Raw genomic sequence first — 21,520 nt, 5'->3', positions numbered from 1 at the left:
GGGCCCTCTTCCGGCCCGGATGCCCCGAGCCTAGTGGAGAGCGTGACCTACGCTGGAGACATGACTTCGGATCCCGACGACGACGCCCTGACGTGGGATGGGGATGACGGCGCGCGACCGTCTGCCCCCGTCCGGAAGGACGCCGCGCAGACGCAGGCGCCGGCGCCGACCTCCGAGCCCGCCCTCGCTCCCGCCTCCGCCTCCGCGCACCATGACGCCGGTGGGGATGTCGTGGACGACGAGGTGATCGTCGAGGATCGCCCTGCGCTGAGCTCCGCGATGCTCCTGACCCTCGGCGTCGTCGGAGGGATCTACCTCCTGTACAGCGTCGGCTGGGTCGTCGGAGGGCTGCGCCTCAAGCCGCTGGCGAACTTCTTCGTCGCGGACGCGATGTTCCTCCCGTGGTTCGTGCTCGCGATCGCGGCGCCCGCGCTCTGGTTCCTCGCGAGCTGGGTGCTGACGCGAGGCAGGGCGGCATGGATGCGCGTGGGCGTGCTCCTGCTCGGCGTGGTGCTCCTCGTGCCCTGGCCGTTCGTCACCGTGGGGGCGATCGGCGCATGAGCGACACGACCGTGCCGTCGGCATCCCCCTCGCCCCGCTGGATCATCGGACTCGTGCTGGGGATCGCCGGGCTCTTCTACGCCTACGCGATCTGGAACGCGATCGCGCACCTGATCACGATGGCCCAGAGCGGACTCGACACCGCGGGATGGGTGGCCCTGGTGTTCGGGGTCGTCTTCCCGGCCATCGTGTTCGTCTTCGCGTACCTGATCGGTCGTCGCCGTCGTGTGGGGGAGCTCGCGATCGTCCTGCTCACGGGGCTCGGGCTGGTGGCGGTGTTCTGGCTCAGCCTCATCGCGTACAGCCTCACGCTCGCCACCGGGTAGGCGTCGCCGAGCGTCACACGGCGCGGGCGGCGCTGCACCCTCGGGTAGGCTGGGCGGTGATCGCGCCCCCACGGTGTGCGGCGCATCGGCCCCTCTGTCGCTGCCCCGAAGGATCCACTGTGCCGAAGCCCGTCGTGCTCATCGCCGAAGTTCTCTCTCCTGCCACGATCGAGGCCCTGGGCCCCGACTTCGACGTCAGGCACGTCGACGGCACTGACCGGGAGGCCCTGTTCGCGGCCCTCGCCGAGGCGAACGCGGTGCTCATCCGCTCGGCGACGCAGATCGACGAGGAAGCCCTCGCGCACGCTCCGCAGCTCAAGGTCGTCGCGCGGGCCGGTGTCGGCCTCGACAACGTCGACATCAAGGCCGCGACGACCGCCGGTGTCATGGTCGTGAACGCGCCCACGTCGAACATCGTCTCGGCCGCCGAGCTGACGGTCGGGCACATCCTGAGCCTCGCCCGCCGCATCCCCGCGGCCCACGCCTCGCTGTCGGCGGGCCAGTGGAAGCGCAGCTCGTTCACGGGCGCCGAGCTCTTCGAGAAGACCGTCGGCATCGTCGGTCTCGGTCGTATCGGCGCGCTGGTCGCGGCGCGCCTCGCAGCTTTCGACATGCGCGTCGTCGCGTACGACCCCTACGTCACCTCGGCGCGTGCGCAGCAGCTCGGTGTGCAGCTGCTCTCGCTCGACGAGCTGGTCGCGGAGGCGGACTTCCTCACGATCCACATGCCGAAGACGCCCGAGACCACGGGCATGATCGGCGCCGAGCAGTTCGCGGCGATGAAGCCGACGGCGTTCGTCGTGAACGTGGCCCGTGGTGGCTTGATCGACGAGGAGGCCCTGCACGAGGCTCTGGTCGCCGGGGAGATTGCCGGCGCCGGACTCGACGTCTTCACCTCGGAGCCGCCCGCGGAGGGCGGATCGGCCCGACCGCTGCTCGACCTCCCCAACGTCGTCGTGACGCCCCACCTGGGTGCGAGCACCGAGGAGGCTCAGGAGAAGGCCGGCGTCTCGGTCGCGAAGTCGGTGCGTCTGGCGCTCGGGGGAGACCTCGTGCCCGACGCGGTGAACGTCGCCGGAGGCGTCATCGACCCCTACGTGCGCCCCGGAATCTCGCTCGTCGAGAAGCTCGGGCAGATCTTCGCGGCCCTCGCGACCTCGCCCCTCACGAGCCTCGACGTGGAGGTGCACGGTGAGCTCAACGCCTACGACGTGAGCGTGCTCAAGCTCGCCGCTCTCAAGGGCGTCTTCACGAACATCGTGAGCGAGACCGTGTCGTACGTGAACGCTCCGCTCCTCGCCGAGCAGCGGGGGATCGCGGTGCGTCTGCTCAAGGACGACGTGAGCGCCGAGTATCGCAACGTGATCACCCTGACGGGCGCGCTGTCCGACGGCACGCAGCTGTCGGTGTCGGGCACGCTGACCGGGCCGAAGCAGACCGAGAAGCTCGTGGGCATCAACGACCACGCGCTGGAGCTGCCGATCGAGAAGCACCATGTCGTGATGCTCTACACCGACCGTCCCGGCATCGTCGCGGTCTACGGACAGAAGTTCGGCGAGGCGGGCATCAACATCGCCGGCATGCAGATCGGCCGTCTCGCGGCGGGGGACCAGGCGCTCAGCGTCCTCACCCTCGACTCGCCGGTGTCCGACGAGCTGCTCGACGACGTGCGCGGTGCGATCGACGCCGACCTGTTCCGTCAGATCGAGATCACCGAGGTCTGATCGCAGCCGACGACAGGGAGGATGCCGTGCTGCACGGCATCCTCCCTGTCCGCGTTCCCGAGGTGTGCGGCCTCAGGGCGCCGTGGCGCGCAGGACGAGTTCCAGCAGCGCTTCGAGCTCCTCGCGATGGGGGACGAGGTGCTCACCGCCGTTCACGTCGAGCGAATTGTTGAAGTAGAGCCCGTCGCTGACGAGCATCACGAGGTCGAGGCTCGCGCGATCGCGGACGTGGGGGCGGATCGTGTCCTCCCAGCGTCGCCGCACGTGCCGCAGCGCGTCGCCGGCCGCGGCGGATCCGCCCTGCGCGAGGCGTGACGTGGCGATGAGGGCGCGGTCGAGCGCGTCGTCCTCCATCACCGAGGTGCGCACGTAATAGGCGACGGGTCCCTCGTCGTGGGCGTTCATGCGCTCGAGATCGATCGTCGTGAGCCTGTCGAGCCGATCCAGGATGCCGGCCACGAGGTCGTCCTTGGAGCCGAAGTGGTAGAGCAGGCCGCCCTTCGAGACCCCGGCCTCTCGTGCCGTGGCGTCGAGGGTCGCGGCACGCTCGCCGTCGTTGATGACGATCTTCTCGAACGCGTCGAGCACGCGTTCGCGGGCCAGGGGCGGTCTGGGCATCGGGGTCCTCTGCTCGGCGGATTCCTGTGTTCACGCTAGTGCCAGGGGAGCGGTGATTCTGTTACTATACCAGCCGGACGGTTTAGTTTCGGGCCGTCGCGATTCGAAAGGTGTGACCCATGACCCGTACGGCGTCGATCCCGACGACGGAGACGGACGCTCCCCGGGTAGGAGCCCGCGGATGGGCGGCGCTCGTCGTCCTCATGCTGCCGGTGCTGCTCGTCTCGGTGGACAACACAGTGCTGAGCTTCGCGCTCCCGGAGATCTCCATCGCGCTCGCCCCCACCGGCGCCGAGCAGCTGTGGATCATCGACGTGTATCCGCTCGTGCTGGCGGGGCTCCTCGTGACCATGGGGACGCTCGGCGACCGCTTCGGACGCCGCCGGATGCTGCTGATCGGCGCGACCGGATTCGCCGTCGTGTCCGCCCTCGCCGCGTTCGCGCCCACCGCCGGACTGCTGATCGCCGCTCGCGCCCTCCTCGGATTCTTCGGCGCCATGCTGATGCCGTCGACGCTGTCGCTGCTGCGGTCGATCTTCCTGAACCGCGACCAGCGCCGCCTCGCGATCGCCGTGTGGGCGTCCGCGTTCTCCGCGGGCGCTGCCCTGGGACCGATCGTCGGCGGGTTCCTCCTCGAGCACTTCGCCTGGGGCTCCGTGTTCCTGATCGCCGTGCCGGTGCTCATCCCGCTCCTGATCTGTGCGCCGCTGCTCGTGCCAGAGAGCCGTGACCCCCACCCCGGTCGCATCGACCCGATCAGCATCCTGCTCTCCATGGCCGCGATGATCCCGGTCGTGTACGCGATCAAATCCTTCGCCGTGGACGGCCCCTCGCTGGCCGCCGGCGCCTGGGCACTGCTCGGCGTGGTGATGGGCTGGCTGTTCGTGCGCCGGCAACTGCGCGCCGAGATCCCGATGCTCGACATGGCGCTGTTCCGCCGCGGCTCGTTCTCGGGCGCGATCCTCGTGAACCTTCTGAGCGTCGTCGCGCTCGTCGGCTTCCTGTACTTCGTGTCGCAGCACCTGCAGCTGGTCCTGGGGCTCTCGCCGATGGTCGCGGGTCTCGCTCTCGTACCCGGCATGGTCGCGATGATCGTCGCCGGTCTCAGCGTGGTGCCGATCTCGCGCCGCGTGGCGCCGCACGTCCTGGTGCCCGCCGGACTGGTGTTCTCGGTGATCGGCTACCTGCTCGTCGCCGTCTCCACCGAGGACCACGGCGTCGCGCCGCTCATCCTCGCGTTCGTGGTGCTGGGCATCGGCATCGGCGCGGCGGAGACGATCTCGAACGAGCTGATCCTGTCGAGCGCGCCGGCGGCCAAGGCCGGTGCCGCGAGTGCGGTGTCCGAGACCGCGTACGAGCTCGGCGCCGTCCTCGGCACCGCGGTGCTGGGTGGCCTCATCACGGCCTTCTACCGCGGAGCGCTCGTGATACCGGACGGGATCCCCGCAGACGCCGCCCACGCGGCGGCCGAGACCCTTGCCGGTGCGTACACCGCGGCCGCAGCGCTCCCCGCGCAGCTCGGCGAGGCTCTGTGGGCGGCGGCGTCCGCGGCCTTCGGCTCCGGAGTGCTCGTGACCTCGCTCATCGGAGCCGCGCTCGTCGTGCTGGCCGGCGTGATCGCGGCCGTCACACTACGCAAGGCACCCACGCACTGACCACTACGCTGGGAGGACCGGCCGCCCGCGCGCGGGTGCGCCGGTCCATCCCGATGCAAGGAGTCGCATGTCGCGTGTCGTGAAGCTGGCCCTGATCCCCGGAGACGGGATCGGCCCGGAGGTCGTCGCCGAAGCCGAGAAGGTCCTCGATGCCGTCACCGCCGAGAGCGACGTGACCTTCGAGAAGACGCACTTCTCGCTCGGAGCGGCGCGATTCCTCGCGACCGGCGACACGCTCACGGACGACGACCTCCAGGCGATCGCCGCGCACGACGCGATCATCCTCGGTGGCGTGGGCGGAACCCCCGGCGACCCGCGTCTCAAGGACGCGAACATCGAGCGCGGTCTGCTCCTCAAGCTCCGTTTCACGCTCGACCACTACGTGAACCTGCGTCCGTCGAAGCTCTTCACCGGCGCGGCGGGCCCCCTCGCGAACCCGGGGGAGATCGATTTCGTCGTGGTCCGCGAGGGCACCGAGGGGCCGTACGTCGGCAACGGGGGAGCGATCCGCCAGGGCACGCCGCACGAGATCGCGAACGAGACCTCGGTCAACACCGCCTTCGGCGTCGAGCGCGTCGTGCGCTACGCCTTCGACCTCGCGGAGCGTCGCCGCAAGAAGCTGACGCTCGTGCACAAGACGAACGTCCTCGTGCACGCGGGCTCGATCTGGCAGCGCATCGTGAACGAGGTGGCCGCCGAGCACCCCGACGTCGCCGTCGACTATCTCCACGTCGACGCGGCCACCATCTTCTTCGTCACCGACCCCTCGCGTTTCGACGTGATCGTGACGGATAATCTCTTCGGTGACATCCTCACCGACCTCGCCGGCGCCGTCACAGGCGGCATCGGCCTCGCAGCCTCGGGAAACATCAACCCCGACGGCGCGTTCCCCTCGATGTTCGAGCCCGTTCACGGGTCGGCGCCGGACATCGCCGGGCAGCAGAAGGCCGACCCCACGGCTGCGATCCTCTCGGTCGCACTGCTGCTCGATCACCTCGGCCTCGCCGCGGAGAGCGCTCGCGTGAGCGCCGCCGTCGAGGCCGACATCGCCGCTCGCACGGGTGCGCGGCAGACCGCGGAGATCGGCTCCGCGATCGCTGCACGCCTCTGAACGGCGGGCGTAGTCTGAGATGGCGCGACGATGCGCCCACCCCACGAGGATTGGATGAACGAATGACGACCATCGACGCTGAGACCACCGTGGCTCCCCTGGAGTTCGCGGTCACGAAGAACCTGAACGCGGCCACGACGGCGCGCGTCGCGGAGGTCCACGAGAACCCCGGGTTCGGTGTGGTCTTCACGGATCACATGGTCGACATCTGCTGGTCGGCCAAGGGCGGATGGCACCGCCCGCGCGTGCAGCCGTACGGCCCGATCCCGCTAGACCCCGCGGCCTCCGTGCTGCACTACGCGCAGGAGATCTTCGAGGGCATCAAGGCGTACCGTCACGCCGACGGTTCGATCCACACCTTCCGTCCCGACCGCAACGCGGCGCGACTGCAGGCGAGCGCGCGCCGCCTCGCCCTGCCGGAGCTCCCGACCGAGTACTTCATCCAGTCGCTGCGCGAGCTCATCGCCGTCGACGGACGCTGGGTGCCGTCCGGTGTGGACCAGAGCCTCTACCTGCGGCCCTTCATGTTCGCCAAGGAGGCGTTCCTTGGAGTGCGCGCGGCACAGAAGGTGGCCTACTACGTCATCGCCAGTCCCGCAGGCGCGTACTTCACCGGGGGAGTGAAGCCCGTGCGGATCTGGCTCTCGGAGGAGCACTCCCGGGCCGGACGCGGGGGCACGGGCAAGGCGAAGACGGGCGGCAACTACGCCTCCAGCCTCCTCCCGCAGATGCTCGCGAGCGAGAAGGGCTGCGACCAGGTCGTGTTCCTGAACGAAGACGGCTTCGTCGAGGAGCTCGGCGGCATGAACGTCGTGTTCGTGTTCAAGGACGGGCGTGTCGTCACGCCCGAGTCCGACAGCATTCTCGAGGGCATCACGCGCGACTCGCTGCTGCAGCTCGTCGAGGACCGCGGCTACACGGTCGAGAAGCGCCCCATCTCGATCACGGAGTGGCGTGAGGGCGTCGCGTCGGGAGACATCGTCGAGGTCTTCGCCTGCGGCACCGCTGCAGTCGTCACCCCGATCGGCGCGCTCGTCGGCGAGGGGTTCGACGAACCGCAGCCGCTCGGGGAGCTCGCCCTGTCTCTGCGCGAGGAGCTCACCGACATCCAGTACGGCCGTCGCGAGGACACGCACGGCTGGCTGCTGCGCCTCGACGCCTGACGACGCCGCTTCCTTGCCGAGACCCCCGCCCGCCGACGTCAGCGGGCGGGGGTCTCGACCGTCGACGGGGCGGCTCGCTGGCTAGGCTGGATGCATGAAGATCGCCCGATTCAGCCATGACGACGCCATCCTCTTCGGGATCGTCGACGACACCGACCTCGTCGTCCTCGCGGGCGACCCGCTCTTCGCGGGCTACGAGACGACGGGCGTGCGTGTGCCGATCGCGGATGCCGTGATCCTGGCACCCGTGATCCCGCGCTCGAAGATCGTGTGCGTCGGCAAGAACTACCACGACCACGCGGCCGAGATGGGCGGCGAGGCCCCGGAGGAGCCGCTGCTGTTCCTCAAGCCGAACACCTCCGTGATCGGCCCCGGCGACGCGATCGTCCGCCCGGCCATCTCCGAGCGGACCGAGTACGAGGGGGAGCTCGCCGTCGTGATCGGCCGTGTCGCGAAGAACGTGTCGGCAGCCGACGCACTCGATCACGTTCTCGGCTACACGATCGCGAACGACGTCACGGCGCGCGACCTGCAGCGCAAGGACGGCCAGTGGACACGGGCGAAGGGCTTCGACACGTTCTGCCCGCTCGGCCCGACCATCAACACGGACTTCGACCCCACGACGGCGACCATCGAGACCCGTGTCAACGGCGAGGTGCGCCAGCACGCGCCGCTCACGGACATGATCCACTCGGTCGCCGCGATCATCGAGCACGCTTCGGCCGTCTTCACGCTGCTCCCGGGTGACGTGATCCTCACCGGCACGCCCGCCGGCGTCGGCGCCTTCTCGGCCGGCGACACCGTCGAGGTGGAGATCACCGGCCTCGGCATCCTGCGCAACATCGTGCGCGACGCACCACGCGCGTCATGAGCGTCGTCGCCCTGTCGGCGGCTCAGCTCGCGAGGGTGCAGCGACGCACGGTGCTGACCCTGTCGCTCGGGCAGGTGCTCGGGGGCATCGCCTTCGGAGCGACCGTGTCGCTCGGGGCGCTGCTGGCCGCCGACATCTCGGGCGATGACGCGCTGTCCGGCCTCGCGACGGCCTCCGTGACGCTCGGCGCCGCGCTGTGCGCGATCCCGCTCGCACGCCTCGCCGCTCGGCTCGGACGCCGGCGCGCCCTGACGCTCGGCAACCTCTTCGCTCTCGTGGGCATCGCGGTCGTGATCCTTGCGGCGTCGCTGCGGGTGTTCCCGCTGCTGCTCGTCGGTATCGTCATGATCGGCGCCGGGAACGCGGGCAATCTGCAGTCGCGGTTCGCGGCGACCGACCTCGCGGCGCCGAAGCACCGCGGTCGGGATCTCTCGATCGTCGTATGGGCCACGACGATCGGCGGCGTCGCCGGTCCGCTGCTACTCGGCCCCGGCGAGGTGGTCGGCGAGATGCTCGGGATGCCGCCGCAGACCGGCTCGTACGCGTTCTCTTTCGTCGCGCAGTGCGCCGCGCTCGTGCTGTACCTGGTCGCGCTCCGCCCGGACCCGCTCCTCACGGCTCAGCGCCTCGCGACGGCTGCGGAGGCCGCGACCGGCGCGGTGTTCGCGGACCGACCCCGCGTCGCACGGTACGCGATCTTCGCGATCGCCGGGTCACATGTCGTGATGGCCTCGGTCATGGCGATGACTCCCGTGCACCTCTCGCACATGGCGCACGGCGCGCACGGCATGGCGCCAACCGCGGCCGACGTCTCGGCGCTGGTGGGCATCACGATCGCGCTGCACGTCGGCGGCATGTACGCGCTCTCACCGGTGTTCGGCATCCTGGCCGACCGATGGGGTCGCCTCCGCGTCGTTCTCCTGGGGCAGGTGCTCCTGGGCGGGGCTCTGGCGTTCGCGGTGTTCGTGAACGATCAGGAATGGGGAGTGATGGTCGCCCTGATCCTGCTCGGTCTGGGCTGGAGCGCCGCGACCGTCGCCGGGGCCGCGCTGCTGACGGAGGCGAGCGCGCCGGAGCTGCGCACGCGTCGTCAGGGGCGCAGCGACTCGCTCATGAGCCTGTCCGCCGCGGCGGGAGCCGTGCTCGCGGGCGTCGTGCTGGCGAACTTCCAGTACGCGGGTCTCGGCATCGCAGCCTCGGTCATCGTGCTGGTCATCGTGGTGCTGTCGCCCCTCGCGGTGCGGCGTCCGCCGCGTGAGGTCGAGAGCCGGTGAGGCCGTGAAGGCGTGGAACGGCACCGGTGAGGCGTACGCGGTCTCGTACGCGTCCCTGTGCCTGGGGACCGGACCGCAGCTGATCGCCGCGCTCGGGCCGGGTGAAGGGCGAACATTGCTGGATGTCGGGTCCGGCACCTCGGCGCTGCTCGCCGAGTTCGCCCGGGAGGGCTGGGCAGTCACGGGATGTGAGCCGGAGCCTTCGATGCGGGCGGTCGCGGAGCGCGAGCATCCGGACATCGTGTGCGTCGACGGCGGCCTTCCCGACCTGCCGTTCGCACAGGAGTCGTTCGACACGGTGACGGCGAACTTCGTGCTCAACCACGTCGCGGACCCGCGGGAGTCGGCCCGGGAGCTCGCGCGTGTGGCGCGCCAGCGGGTCGCGGCGACGATCTGGGTGCAGTCTCCGTCGTGGTTCTGGCGAGAGGTCTGCGACCGCGCGGGACTCGTGCCGGCCGAGGGGGAGAGACTGCCTCCCGAGCGTGACTTCGCTCGGACCACCGCGGGATTCGCGGAGATGGTGACGGATGCCGGATGGCGTGGCGTCCAGGTGTCCGAGAGCACGTGGACGTGGCGGGCCTCGCTCGCGTCGCTCTGGGCGTCGGCGGAGGGCGGGGTGGCCGGCGCCGGCCTGTTCTACCGGAGCCTCGACCCGGCAGGGCGCTCGGCCTTCCGGCGAGGGTTCGACGAGCTGTGCGACGTTCTCGCGGTCGGCGATGCGGTGCCGCTCGAGCACACCGCCGCCATCGCCGTGGGCGAACCCCGCTGAGCCGTAGAATCGAAGGGCTATGGCTACTCCTCATCCCCTCACCACGACCGCCAGCGGTGCCGACGTCCGCGTCCGCTTCTGCCCCTCGCCGACCGGCCTGCCGCACGTCGGCATGGTGCGCACCGCGCTGTTCAACTGGGCGTACGCCCGTCACAACGGCGGGAAGATGGTGTTCCGCATCGAGGACACCGACGCGGCCCGCGACAGCGAGGAGAGCTTCCGCCAGCTCGTCGACGCTCTGACCTGGTTGAAGATCGACTGGGACGAGGGCGTCGAGGTCGGCGGACCGCACGCACCGTATCGCCAGTCGGAGCGCCACGACATCTACCGCGGCGTGATCGACAAGCTCCTCGCGACGGGTGCGCTCTATGAGAGCTACTCGACCGCCGAGGAGATCGACGCCCGCAATGAGGCCGCAGGGCGCGCGAAGCAGCTCGGCTACGACAACTTCGACCGCGACCTCACCGACGAGCAGAAGGCCGCCTTCCGCGCCGAGGGGCGCCAGCCCGCGCTCCGCCTGCGGGTGCCCGACGAAGACGTCACGTATGTCGACCTCATCCGCGGCGAGGTCACCTTCCCGGCCGGATCCTTCCCGGACTTCGTGGTCGTACGTCCCAACGGCATCCCCCTCTACACCTTCGTGAACCCGGTCGACGACGCGCTCATGGGGATCACGCACGTGCTGCGCGGCGAGGACCTCATGCCGTCGACCGCGCGCCAGCTCGCGCTTTATGCGGCGCTGATCGACGCGGGGGTCACGACGTTCGTGCCGCGCTTCGCCCACATGCCGCTCGTGCTGGGGGAAACCGGCACCAAGAAGCTCTCCAAGCGCGACCCGCAGGCCGACCTCTTCCTGCACCGCGAGCGCGGCTTCATCCACGAGGGCCTGCTGAACTACCTGGCGCTGCTCGGCTGGTCGATCGGCCCCGACCGCGACGTGTTCTCGCTCGAGGAGTTCATCGCGGCCTTCGACATCACGAACGTGAACCCGAACCCCGCCCGCTTCGACCAGAAGAAGGCCGAGTCGATCAACGGCGACCACATCCGGATGCTGGGGGAGAAGGACTTCGCCGAGCGGACGATCCCGTACCTCGCGGCAGCGGGTCTCTTCGACGAGCCCACCCACGAGCAGCTCGTGCTGGCGTTCCGTGCAGCGCCCCTCGTGCAGGAGCGCGTGCAGCTGCTCGGCGACGTCCCCGGCATGCTGGGCTTCCTGTTCGTCGACGAGGTGTCGTACGACGCGGATGCGCTGAAGGGCCTGCCGGCGAACGCCGCCGAGGTGCTCGACGCGTGCGTCGCCGCTATCGAGCCCATCGAGGAGTTCACGCCGGAGAAGATCCAGGACGCGCTCGCGAAGGCGCTCGTCGAGGACCTCGAGCTCAAGCCGCGCGTGGCCTACGGACCGCCCCGCGTCGCCATCACGGGTCGCCGTGTGTCGCCGCCGCTGTTCGAGTCCATGGAGCTGATCGGCAAGGACGAGTCGCTCCGCCGCCTGCGCGGACTCTCGGCGTTCCTCGCGCAGTGACGGCACGCCCGGGCGGCGACCCGCGATCGGACGTTTTGGCATTCCGGTCGCCGCTCGGGTAGGCTTGACTCTCGGTGCGAGGCCCAGGTTTCGCCCTTGGGGTATGGTGTAATTGGCAACACGGCTGATTCTGGTTCAGTTGTTCTTGGTTCGAGTCCAGGTACCCCAGCACAACGAAAACCCCCGCTCAGGCGGGGGTTTCGTGGTTTGCGGGGCGGGCTACTCGCACTCTCCGAGGAAGCCGAGATAGCACACGGCCTCATGCGTCTCGGCGGGGCGGTAATCCTCGTTCGACACCTGGCGCACGTCCGTCTCCGGGGTGCGCGAGAGGTTGCCGTAGGTGCCCAGCGTGGCCACGTACGAGCCTGGCGTGTCCTGGGCCTGCATCTCGAGGATTGCGTTGTTGTACTCGGTGCACAGGGCGGTCGCGTCCTCGGTGAGCTCGACGCCCACGCAGGCCGCGGTGTAGCTCGCGAGGAGCAGGTTCGTGCAGTCGGTCCAGTCCTGGTTCACGAAGCAGGGGTTCACCGCGTCCATCGTGACGTCGAAGCGCCCGGTCTCATAGGTCTCGCTGTGGAACGTCTCGGGCTGCTCGGGAACGTCGACCTTGGTCCAGGTACGGGCCGTGGCGAACGCGGTCACGACGACGATCGCGATGATCAGGAGCAGCGCACCGAGCACCGACAGGGTGACCCACAGGCCGACGTTCTTCCGCGCGGGCGCTGCGAGGCCGGGGGCTCCCGCGAACTGCGCGGCCCCTGGGTAGCTCGCACCGGCGTGCTCTCCGCCGGGGTAGCCCGCACCGGGGTGGCCGGTACCGGGATATCCGGTCTCGGGGTACGCCGCGGTGGTCGCGAAGGCCGGATCCACGGACGCGGGACCCGCGAGAGGGACCGTGGGCTGCGCGGTATCCGACGCAGGGACGCTCTGCTGCGCGGTGTACTGCGGAGGTGGCGGGGCGTCGAAGCTCGCCGGACCGGTCGGGGGACCCGGCGCGACCGGTGCCTCGGGAGCCGGTGCGACCGGCTGCAGGGACAGCCAGTAGCCGTACCAGCTCTGCACGGATGCCGGATCGGCGGCGACCAGCTCGGCCTCGGCGTCGCTGAGCGGCAGGGCGAGGCCGCCGCGCAGATCCGGTCTCGCGAGGGCCGACTGGAACTGCTCGAGTGACATCGTCATACACATGAGGATGACAGACCCCGGTGGCCGTCGACAATCCGGTCGGTGACGACGCATCGAACGCGACCTCCGAGTCCTAGCAGATCGCGCTGCTGCGACGCCATGCCCTATCGCGTCCTCGTCGGGAGGCGGCATCCTCGATGTCGTCGACGAGCGAGACCTGGGAGGCACGAGGATGGCGCTGAGACGAGTCGTTCCAGGAGAGGAACCGGGTATCCGGCGTCGCCGCTCGGGATCCGGGTTCCGATACCTCGACGCGGGCGGGCAGCCCGTGTCGGAAGCCGACCGCGAACGCATCTCCGACCTCGTCATCCCGCCGCGATGGACCGACGTCTGGATCGCCGCCGACCCGCTCGCGCACATCCAGGCCGTCGGCACCGACGACGCCGGTCGCCGCCAGTACGTGTACCACCCGCTGTGGCGCACCGGCCGCGACCAACGCAAGTTCGCTCGCGCCCTGCGTCTCGCCGCCGCCCTGCCCTCCGCCCGCCGACGGGTGACCATGGCGATCGGCGAGCCGGGGCTCTCGCGCGATCGTGCCCTGGCCGTCGCGTTCCGGCTCCTGGACGACGGCGCGCTGCGCATCGGCTCCGAGCGCTACCTGGTCAAGCACGGCAGCCGCGGGCTCAGCACCCTGCGCCGACGCGACGTGCGCATCGACGGCAGCACCGTGGCCCTCAGCTTCCCCGCCAAGAGCAAGCAGCTCGCATCCATCGAGATCACCGATGAAGCATTGGCCGAGGCGCTCACGGAGTTCTCGGTCGGGTCGCCCCGGGCGACGCTCCTCGCCTACCGCAAGGGTCGGCGACGCGTACGACTGTCGTCCACGGAGATCAACGACTACCTGCGCGAGGTTGCCGGGGGGAAGTTCACCGCGAAGGACTTCCGCACCCTGCACGGCACGATCCTCGCGGCCGACGCGCTCGCGCGCATCGGCGTGCTCGAGGGCCGCAACGACCGTAAGAAGGCCGAGCGCCTCGCGGTGCAGGCGACGGCCTCGGCGCTCGGCAACACGATCGCGGTGGCGCGCAGCAGCTACATCGACCCCAGGGTGTTCCGTCAGTACGCGCGCGGGCGCACGCTCGATCTCACGGTGTCACCCGAGTCCGCGATCCGGCGGCTGCTCGGCAAGTGACCCGGTCCGACCCGCTGCATGACCGATAGAGGGCGGATGACAGGATGGGAACATGGACACAGCCAATCTCTCCCGCGAGGAGACGGCCGCGCGATCCGCATCCGTCACCGTGCACCGCATCCGCGTCGAGCTCGACCTGACCGGCGCCCCCGAGCGCGCGCGACCCGGATTCCCGACGACCACCACGCTCGAGTTCTCCGCGACGAGCGACGAGACGTGGATCGACTTCATCGGCCTGTCCGTCGACCGTGTGCTGCTCAACGAGGAGGAGCAGCCCGTCGACTGGGACGGAGCGCGGATCCGCCTTCAGGGACTCGCCGCCGAGAACACGGTGCGCGTCGAGGCCGTCGGCGCCTACAGCCGCTCCGGTGAGGGGATGCATCGCTTCCACGACCCCGCAGACGACCTCACCTACCTGTACACGCAGTACGAGCCCGCCGATTCGCGTCGGGTCATGGCCTGCTTCGAGCAGCCCGACATGAAGGCCGAGTATGTCTTCGTCGTGGACGCGCCCGCGGGCTGGGAGGTGCTGTCGAACCAGGCGCCGGCCACCGTCGACGAAGGCGTCGGGGTGCAGCGCATCGAGTTCGCGCCGACCCTCCCCATCTCGAGCTACATCACGTCCGTCGCCGCGGGGCCCTATGCGCGTGTCGAGGGGGAGTGGACCCGTGACGAGCAGCGCATCGCGCTCGGCGTGTTCTCGCGTCGCTCGCTGGCCGAGCACCTCGAGGCCGAGGGGATCCTCGAGATCACCCGACAGGGCCTCGACTTCTTCACCGAGGCCTTCGCCTACCCCTACCCGTGGGGCAAGTACGACCAGATCTTCGTGCCCGAGTACAACCTCGGGGCGATGGAGAACCCGGGCCTGGTGACCTTCACCGAGGCCTACCTGTCACGCGGGGCGGCGACCGAGGCGCAGCGTGCCGCTCGCGCCAACACGATCCTGCACGAGATGGCGCACATGTGGTTCGGCGACCTCGTCACGATGAAGTGGTGGGACGACCTATGGCTCAAGGAGTCCTTCGCCGACTACATGGGTGCCCACGCTTCGGCCGCTGCGACGCGCTTCCAGGACGCGTGGGTCACGTTCGCCGCACGCCGCAAGGCGTGGGCGTATCAGCAGGACCAGCTGCCGACGACGCATCCCATCGTCGCGGACATCACCGACCTGGAGGCAGCGAAGCTCAACTTCGACGGCATCACCTACGCCAAGGGGGCGTCGGTGCTCAAGCAGCTCGTGGCGTTCGTGGGCGACGAGGCGTTCTTCGAGGGCGCGCGTCGCTACTTCTCCGCGAATGCCTTCGGCAACACGACGCTCGACGACTTCCTCGTGCAGCTCAGCGCCGTCTCGGGACGCGACATGACCGAATGGTCGCGCGCGTGGCTCCAGACATCGGGGCTCTCGACGCTCGAGCTCGACAGGGATGCTGACGGCGCGGCCGTGCTCGTACAGCACGAGCCGCGCCCGCACCGCCTGCGCATCGGTCTCTACGACCGAGTCGACGAGCGCATCGTTCGCCGTGACCAGGTATCTCTGGACATCGCCGCGGAGCGCACCCCGCTGCAGCTGCCCGCCGCCGACCTCGTCCTGCTGAACGACGACGACCTCACGTATGCGAAGGCCAGGCTCGACGAGCGCTCGCTCGCGACCGTCGAGGAGTCGCTGTCGTCGATCGAGGATCCGCTCGCGCGTGCTCTGGTGTGGTCGTCGCTGTGGAACGCGACGCGCGACGGAGAGCTCGCCGCGACGCGCTACACGGCGATCGTCCGACGGCACGCTCCCGGCGAGTCCAACATCGGGCTGCTGGTCGGAGTGATCGCCAACGCGGCGTTCGCTATACAGCACTATGTGTCCGAAGACGCGCGTGCCGAGGAGCAGCGGCTGTGGGCCCAGACGTCGTGGGACGCTCTGCAGGCTGCGGATGCGGGAAGTGACGCGCAGCTGTCCTGGGCTCGATCGCTGGCCGCGGCATCCGCGTTCGACGACGTGCACCATGCTGAGGTCCGCGCGCTCCTGGACGGTGCGGCGCCCGAGGGGCTGACGATCGACCCGGATCTGCGCTGGCAGCTGCTCACGTCTCTCGTGGCGACCGCGCACGCGGGACTCGACGAGATCGAGGCCGAGAGCGCGCGTGACGACACGGGCACCGGTCGCACCGCCGCACGCCGGGCGCGATCGTCGCGACCCGAGGCGAGCGTGCGCGCCGAGGCGTGGGACGACGCGTGGAACGACCACTCGCTCAGCAACGACCATCTCGACGCCGAGATCGCCGGCTTCCGCGCGGGCGGTCGTCGCGATCTGGTCGACGGTTTCGACGAGGAGTACTTCTCCCGCATCTCCGATGCCTGGCGTACGCGCAGCATCGAGCTCGCGCAGCGTCTCGTCGTCGGACTGTTCCCGGCCACGCCGACGCTCGACCGCGTGGATGCCTGGCTCGACGCGCACGGCGACGCGCCGGCCGCTCTGCGGCGCATCGTGATCGAACAGCGCGATCATCTCGCACGCGATCTGCGGGTGCGCGCCGCCCAGTAGCTCAGCCGTCGACGACCGCCCGCGCCGTGCTCTCTCCGAGTGCGCGGAACTCCGGGCGGTCGTCGCTCTTCGTCAGGAAGACGGCAGCGAGGTACGCGGCCCAGGCGCGTGCGCGCGTCCACATGGCGTCGTCGTAGCGATCGGCGGTCGCGGATCGGAAGCGGATCCGACCATCCGCGTCGAAGAGCATCCAGGATGCCGCCAGGTCGTAGGCGGGATCGCCGGCAGTGACGTCGCCGAAGTCGATGAGCGCCGCGAGCCGACCCTCGTGGACCAGCAGGTTCCCCGGGTGCAGGTCGCCGTGGATCCACACGCGCTCGCGAGCGGGCGCGGCTGCGAGGCCGCGTTCCCAGATGCCGCCGAGGTCGTCGGCCACGGGGTCGAGGCCGGAGGAGCGGAGCCCGTCGAGGCGCTCGCGCAGGGCGGCGTCTCTGTGCGGCAGGGGGACGCCCCGAAACGGGTTGACCGGAGCATCGGCGGGGGCCGGCCCGTGCACGGCATCGAGCGCGGCGGCGAGCAGAGAGGCCCACGCCGTGTTCTTCTCGCGCGGCCGCCCCAGCGCGGGCGAGCCATCGATCCACGGCACCACCGACCACGCCCAGGGAAAGAGCTCCGAGGGGCGGCCGACGACCACGGGCACCGGAGTCTGCACACCGAGGCGCGCGAGCGCCGGCGCGAGTGCGGGGAGGGCGCGTTGCTCGTGCAGGATGAGGTCGGCGGCGAGAGCGCGCCGCGGCACGCGGACGGCGAGGTCGACGCCTAGTCGCCAGATTGCGTTGTCCCAACCCTCGGCGGCGAGGACGAGCGGCCGCGATGCGAGGTCGGCGGATGCCGTCGCGAGAAGGTCCCGCACAGCCGCGACGTCGAGGCGACGCTCGGCTGACGGAGAATCCGCCATCAGATGTCGAGCGACTCTCCGGGCTCGAGCACGAAGAACTCCCCGCCGTTCTGCTCGGTCGCCCACTGCAGGCGCTGACGGTGCATGGTCTTGCCGGCGACGGACAACGTCATGTCGTGCGTGCCGAACGCGCGTCGAGGCTTCACGGCGAGCACGTAGTCCATGGCTTCGCCGATCTTGAGCCACGGAGCGCCGAGAGGCGCGGCCATGGTCTGCACATCGATGCCCTCGGGTACGGCGTACGAGTCGCCCGGGTAGTAGAACACGTCGTCCACGAGCACGCCGACGTTCTCGACCACCGGGAGCGAGGAGTGGATGACTTCGTGTGTTCCTCCGAAGAAGCGCAGCGAGAAGTCGCCGGCCGTGACGGTCTCTCCCGGTGCGACGACCGTGATCTCGTAGCCCTCCGCTGCTCGGGCGACTCCGGCGGGTGCGAAGATCGGCGTACCCGGTGCCGCGCGGAGGATGCGGTCGAGGTGCTCGGGCGTCCAGTGGTCCGGGTGCTCGTGCGTGATGACCACCGCGACCAGGCCGTGCAGGTCATCGAGCGGTGCGGTGAAGGACCCCGGATCGATCACCAGGACGTCGTCGCCCTTCTCGATGCGGAGGGCGGCATGTTCGAATTTCGTGACGCGCATGAGACGAGTCAACTCCTTCCGACGGCCGCTGGCAATCGCTTCTTCGGGCGCGCCACGCCCGGGATCCGGCGCGCTCCCGCCTCGATTTGGCGGCACGAGAATCGTCATGGCATACTTGAACAGTTGTCGCGGGACGGAAAAGCTCCGCAAGACTGGCCCCATCGTATAGCGGCCTAGTACGCCGCCCTCTCACGGCGGTAACGCGGGTTCGAATCCCGCTGGGGTCACACAACACACGAAAGCCCTCGGTTCGCCGAGGGCTTTCGTCGTACCCGGGTGCGATCCGCGGAGGTCACTCCACGCGCTTCGATCCGGTGAACCACAGTGCTGCCAGCGTGCAGGCGAGCGACAGAGCGGCCAGCGGGAAATCGAGCCCGTAGGTCGTGATGCCGATGATCGGCACGACGAACACGACCACGGCGACCACGCATGCTCGAGCGCCGGGGAAGCGCGGCGCTCCCGGAGCCGGAGCGGCCTCGAAACGCACGAGCCACAGCGACGCGGCCCACACGACGGCGAGCACGAGCGCCAGGAACAGCGGCCGGGTCCACCACCAGACGGCGCTGCCCGGCGCGGGCATCGGCAGCGGCAGCACGAGCTGGATGCCGATGAGGATCATGATCACCGGCAGATGCCACAGGTAGATCGTCATGAGGCGTGAGCCGATCACGAACACAGCCCCCTGCGCCGCCCTGGTCCTCATGAGCGCGGTGAGGGGCCGGTGCAGAAGGGTGAGGCCCGCGGCCTGGATCACGGCGAGCACGGCCATGGGCGTGGTGGGCGGCCACTGGTTGGCGAGCATGCTCCAGGAGTATCCGTCGAGCGACACGAGACCCCAGAGCGCGAGATAGCCCACGGCGATCAGCAGCGCGAGCTGCCACCAGCGCCGACGCACGAACCAGCCGTCGTAGAGGAAGAAGCCGACCTGCTGTGCGAACAACCAGACGAACACGATGTTGGGCACCCCGAAGAGCTCCTGACCCGCGCCGTAGCCGACGGGCGGGACGGGCTGGATGCCGAGCAGGCCGCCGATCACGATGTACCGGACCCCGTCGACGAGCAGCGCTCCGGCGAGCAGGACGAGCAGCACCCGGGCGCCGTGGCGCTCGTGCAGGCGCATCATCGCGGGAGCGCACGCCTGGACCACGAGGTAGGCGGCGAGGAACCACAGCGGCGAGCCGACCCCGACCGCCACGACGTCGACGAGAGCCGGGTCGATCCCCAGCATCCGCACCGCACCGAGCGCGATCGTGAAGAACGCGAACACCGGGACGGCCGGCCGCGCCAGCCGCGCCAGTCGGACGCGCACGAACGCATCGGCACTCTCGCCGCGGGCGACGGTCGACCGCCAGCCGGCACGAGCCGCGTAGCCGCCCACGACGAAGAACAGCGGCATGATGTTCGCAACCCAGGTGGCGGCGCTGAACCACGGCTGGGCTTCGACCGTTCGTTCGATCAGGAGCGACCCGTCCGAAGCGCGGCCGACGCCGGTGAACAGGATGTGCACGAACACGACCAGGACGACGCATGTCACGCGGGCCAGATCGAGCGTGAGGTCGCGTCCCACCGGGACGGCTCGGGAGGTCGTCTCCGGCGCGGCACTGCTCATGGCGACGACTCTAGCGTCGCGACGATCCGCACTGCGGACCGGGCGTCAGGCTGGGGATGACGTGTCGCGGATCGTCATGGTGCGGAATGTCCGATTGCTCAGCGGCAGGATCATGATCGCCATCATCGCGCCCCCGAACAGGGCGAACGGGATGCCGACTGCGGTCGCGGACGCGAGAGCGCCGAACGCCGCCATCGCGAGGGGCATCAGACAGTCGTCTCCGAGTCGGGTGAGCGAGCTCATGCGTCCGAGATAGGCGGTGTCGACGGTTGCGGCGAACGTCGCACTCAAGAGCACGGAGGCGTATCCCGCCGTGAGACCGATGACGAAGGCGGCCGAGGCCACGAGCCACGAAGGTCCGAAGCCGACGGTGACGATGGCGGCGCCCTGCACGACGAGAGCCCAGAAGCCCGCGAGCGCCTCCCGCCGAGGACGCCAGCGCAGCACGCTCGCGGCGCCGAGGGCCGCACCCAGTCCGAGCAGCGCCTCGAAGAGACCCACGGCCTGAGCTCCCCACCCCTGGTCGTGGGCGCGGAGCGCCAGGCCGATGCCGATCGCCGGCCCGACGGCGAGGTTGAGTCCGGACAGGGCGATCACGAGCGTGCGGGTGGTGGGGTGCACGCGCAGGTGTCCGAAGCCGCGTCCGATGCCGCGCAGGACCGACTCCCGCTCGGCGCGGGGCAGCCGGAACCTCGGGCGCAGCCAGATCGCGATGAACGCGACCACGAGAGCGAACGTGACGGCGTTGGCACTCGCGCTGCCGACGAGCCCCGACCACGCGACCAGTACACCGCCGAGCGCCGCGCCGGCCATGGTGCCGAGCCGCGTCGCCGTCTGCGACATGGCGCTGTAGGCGGGGAGGTCCTCAGGGCGGACGAGCTGGCGGGAGATCGTGCCAGCCGAGGGTTCGTAGAACGCGTCGCACACGCCGAAGGCGATCGCGGCGCAGAGCAGCAGGGTCACGCTCGGGGGCTCGGCCAGCACCCACAGGGCCACGGCGATCAGCACGCCCACGCGCACCGTGTTGAAGAGCATCATGACGCGGCGCGCATCGGCCCGGTCGGCGATCACCCCGCCGAACAGCAGGATCACGGCGCGCGGCACGGTACCTGCGGCGACGATGAGCCCCGCGACGGCGGGAGTGGCGATCTGCACGGCCGTCCAGGCGAGGGCGATGGTCCAGACCGCGTCTCCGGCATCCGACAACGCCTTCACGATGATCCAGGCGTGGACGCGATGATCCCTGCGGAACGGGGGAGGGACCGTCAGCTGCTCCGGTGCGACGGCGGTCATCACGGCACCGTCGGGAAGGCGTGCGCGAAGAAGAAGATCGGGGTGCGCTCCTGCCCGTCCTCGAGATCGACGGAGTCCCTCCAGTCGTCGAGGGTCTTCAGGAGCCGCGCCGAGAGGTCGCGCAGCTCGTCCGGCGACGCCCAGGACGTCGTCTCCGTGTTGGACGCATCGTACGCCGCATAGGCGGGGTCGTCGTGACGGCGCTGCCACTGCTGGAGCCGCTCGATCTGCATCCGGATGCTCTGGCGCTGGGCCTCGCGCGCGAGCAGCGCGTCGGCGGGCGAGTCGGCGAAGTCGCCTGCCGACCACGTGAGCCCCCGACGAGCCACACGCCACCAGCTCGTGCGGCGATCGCCCTGCGGGTCTTCGACGCGCTCCACGAGACCGGCGCGCTCCAGCATCCGCAGGTGATGGCTGATGCTGCCGACCTGGCTCTGCAGGGCCTTCGCGAGCGTCGTGACCTGTGACGTGCCGTACAGCAGCAGGTAGTCGTACATGCGCCGCCGCAGTGGGTGGTGCACGGCGGTGATGACGGAGATGTCTTCCATGCACGCAAAGGTACGGGCGAACAGATAGGACGACAAGACTTCTTGTATACCCCGGAAAATCAACGATGGGGGCGGTCTCGACGCGTCGAG

19 protein-coding genes and 2 tRNA genes are annotated in these 21,520 nt (G+C 69.9%); 14 read left to right on the top strand and 7 right to left on the bottom strand.

What is annotated here, in order from left to right; genetic code table 11:
- Nucleotides 1-60 precede the first annotated feature (60 nt).
- The 3 genes from AKH00_RS02560 to serA all read left to right on the top strand — a co-directional run bounded on the left by AKH00_RS02560 (nucleotide 61) and on the right by serA (nucleotide 2,611).
- Nucleotides 61-561, top strand: a complete 501-nt coding sequence (locus AKH00_RS02560; RefSeq protein WP_082297356.1) for a hypothetical protein — start codon at nucleotides 61-63, stop codon at nucleotides 559-561.
- On the top strand, nucleotides 558-887 hold the full coding sequence (locus tag AKH00_RS02555; protein ID WP_050721133.1) for a hypothetical protein: 330 nt from the start codon (nucleotides 558-560) through the stop codon (nucleotides 885-887). Before AKH00_RS02560 ends, AKH00_RS02555 begins: the two co-directional genes overlap by 4 nt.
- A 119-nt stretch (nucleotides 888-1,006) precedes the next feature.
- Nucleotides 1,007-2,611, top strand: coding sequence for a phosphoglycerate dehydrogenase (gene serA, locus AKH00_RS02550; protein ID WP_050721132.1), 1,605 nt, complete (start codon nucleotides 1,007-1,009; stop codon nucleotides 2,609-2,611).
- A 72-nt stretch (nucleotides 2,612-2,683) separates the two neighbouring features.
- Here the strand turns inward: serA and AKH00_RS02545 are convergent, their stop codons facing one another.
- Nucleotides 2,684-3,229: a TetR/AcrR family transcriptional regulator gene (locus AKH00_RS02545; RefSeq protein WP_050721131.1), complete on the bottom strand. Its 546-nt coding sequence runs from the start codon at nucleotides 3,227-3,229 to the stop codon at nucleotides 2,684-2,686.
- Between the two features lie 119 nt (nucleotides 3,230-3,348).
- Between AKH00_RS02545 and AKH00_RS02540 the strand changes: the two genes are divergently transcribed.
- The 8 genes from AKH00_RS02540 (at nucleotide 3,349) to AKH00_RS02505 (ending at nucleotide 11,766) form a co-directional block, all read left to right on the top strand.
- Nucleotides 3,349-4,884, top strand: a complete 1,536-nt coding sequence (locus tag AKH00_RS02540; protein ID WP_050721130.1) for an MFS transporter — start codon at nucleotides 3,349-3,351, stop codon at nucleotides 4,882-4,884.
- A 67-nt stretch (nucleotides 4,885-4,951) separates the two neighbouring features.
- On the top strand, nucleotides 4,952-5,995 hold the full coding sequence (locus AKH00_RS02535) for a 3-isopropylmalate dehydrogenase (protein ID WP_050721129.1): 1,044 nt from the start codon (nucleotides 4,952-4,954) through the stop codon (nucleotides 5,993-5,995).
- A gap of 62 nt (nucleotides 5,996-6,057) precedes the next feature.
- On the top strand, nucleotides 6,058-7,158 hold the full coding sequence (locus tag AKH00_RS02530; RefSeq protein ID WP_050721128.1) for a branched-chain amino acid aminotransferase: 1,101 nt from the start codon (nucleotides 6,058-6,060) through the stop codon (nucleotides 7,156-7,158).
- A gap of 94 nt (nucleotides 7,159-7,252) precedes the next feature.
- The gene (locus AKH00_RS02525) at nucleotides 7,253-8,029 is read left to right on the top strand and encodes a fumarylacetoacetate hydrolase family protein (RefSeq protein WP_050721127.1); all 777 of its coding nucleotides are present in this window, start codon (nucleotides 7,253-7,255) and stop codon (nucleotides 8,027-8,029) included.
- On the top strand, nucleotides 8,026-9,303 hold the full coding sequence (locus tag AKH00_RS02520) for an MFS transporter (RefSeq protein ID WP_050721126.1): 1,278 nt from the start codon (nucleotides 8,026-8,028) through the stop codon (nucleotides 9,301-9,303). The genes AKH00_RS02525 and AKH00_RS02520 overlap by 4 nt, the downstream gene beginning before the upstream one ends.
- Nucleotides 9,284-10,072 (top strand): class I SAM-dependent methyltransferase, encoded by a 789-nt coding sequence (locus AKH00_RS02515; RefSeq protein WP_235556663.1) that lies wholly within the window; start codon nucleotides 9,284-9,286, stop codon nucleotides 10,070-10,072. Before AKH00_RS02520 ends, AKH00_RS02515 begins: the two co-directional genes overlap by 20 nt.
- A 19-nt stretch (nucleotides 10,073-10,091) precedes the next feature.
- Nucleotides 10,092-11,597 (top strand): glutamate--tRNA ligase, encoded by a 1,506-nt coding sequence (gltX, locus tag AKH00_RS02510; protein ID WP_050721124.1) that lies wholly within the window; start codon nucleotides 10,092-10,094, stop codon nucleotides 11,595-11,597.
- A gap of 97 nt (nucleotides 11,598-11,694) precedes the next feature.
- Nucleotides 11,695-11,766 (top strand) — tRNA-Gln (locus AKH00_RS02505).
- A 50-nt stretch (nucleotides 11,767-11,816) separates the two neighbouring features.
- Here the strand turns inward: AKH00_RS02505 and AKH00_RS02500 are convergent.
- Nucleotides 11,817-12,776: a hypothetical protein gene (locus AKH00_RS02500; protein WP_050721123.1), complete on the bottom strand. Its 960-nt coding sequence runs from the start codon at nucleotides 12,774-12,776 to the stop codon at nucleotides 11,817-11,819.
- Nucleotides 12,777-12,951: 175 nt separating this feature from the next.
- Between AKH00_RS02500 and AKH00_RS02495 the strand changes: the two genes are divergently transcribed.
- Nucleotides 12,952-13,911 (top strand): DNA topoisomerase IB, encoded by a 960-nt coding sequence (locus tag AKH00_RS02495; RefSeq protein WP_050721122.1) that lies wholly within the window; start codon nucleotides 12,952-12,954, stop codon nucleotides 13,909-13,911.
- Nucleotides 13,912-13,963: 52 nt separating this feature from the next.
- Nucleotides 13,964-16,444: an aminopeptidase N gene (gene pepN / locus AKH00_RS02490; protein ID WP_050721121.1), complete on the top strand. Its 2,481-nt coding sequence runs from the start codon at nucleotides 13,964-13,966 to the stop codon at nucleotides 16,442-16,444.
- A 1-nt stretch (nucleotide 16,445) separates the two neighbouring features.
- Here the strand turns inward: pepN and AKH00_RS02485 are convergent, their stop codons facing one another.
- Nucleotides 16,446-17,342: a phosphotransferase gene (locus tag AKH00_RS02485; RefSeq protein WP_050721120.1), complete on the bottom strand. Its 897-nt coding sequence runs from the start codon at nucleotides 17,340-17,342 to the stop codon at nucleotides 16,446-16,448.
- On the bottom strand, nucleotides 17,342-17,980 hold the full coding sequence (locus tag AKH00_RS02480) for an MBL fold metallo-hydrolase (protein ID WP_050721119.1): 639 nt from the start codon (nucleotides 17,978-17,980) through the stop codon (nucleotides 17,342-17,344). Before AKH00_RS02480 ends, AKH00_RS02485 begins: the two co-directional genes overlap by 1 nt.
- Before the next feature lie 154 nt (nucleotides 17,981-18,134).
- Here AKH00_RS02480 and AKH00_RS02475 point away from each other — a divergent pair.
- Nucleotides 18,135-18,207: transfer RNA gene (locus AKH00_RS02475), tRNA-Glu, on the top strand.
- Nucleotides 18,208-18,272: 65 nt separating this feature from the next.
- Here the strand turns inward: AKH00_RS02475 and AKH00_RS02470 are convergent.
- The 3 genes from AKH00_RS02470 to AKH00_RS02460 are packed head-to-tail and all read right to left on the bottom strand — an operon-like array spanning nucleotide 18,273 to nucleotide 21,430.
- On the bottom strand, nucleotides 18,273-19,589 hold the full coding sequence (locus AKH00_RS02470) for an acyltransferase family protein (protein WP_050721118.1): 1,317 nt from the start codon (nucleotides 19,587-19,589) through the stop codon (nucleotides 18,273-18,275).
- A gap of 45 nt (nucleotides 19,590-19,634) precedes the next feature.
- Nucleotides 19,635-20,882 carry an MFS transporter gene (locus AKH00_RS02465; protein WP_050721117.1) on the bottom strand — a complete coding sequence of 416 codons (1,248 nt, stop codon included), beginning with the start codon at nucleotides 20,880-20,882 and terminating at the stop codon, nucleotides 19,635-19,637.
- Nucleotides 20,882-21,430, bottom strand: a complete 549-nt coding sequence (locus AKH00_RS02460) for an ArsR/SmtB family transcription factor (protein WP_050721116.1) — start codon at nucleotides 21,428-21,430, stop codon at nucleotides 20,882-20,884. The genes AKH00_RS02465 and AKH00_RS02460 overlap by 1 nt, the downstream gene beginning before the upstream one ends.
- Nucleotides 21,431-21,520 lie beyond the last annotated feature (90 nt).

The sequence above is a fragment of the Microbacterium sp. GCS4 genome (genome assembly GCF_001262495.1).
Lineage (GTDB): Bacteria > Actinomycetota > Actinomycetes > Actinomycetales > Microbacteriaceae > Microbacterium.
The sequence above is the reverse complement of the archived record's forward strand: the minus strand, read 5'-3'. Positions and strand labels throughout refer to the sequence as shown.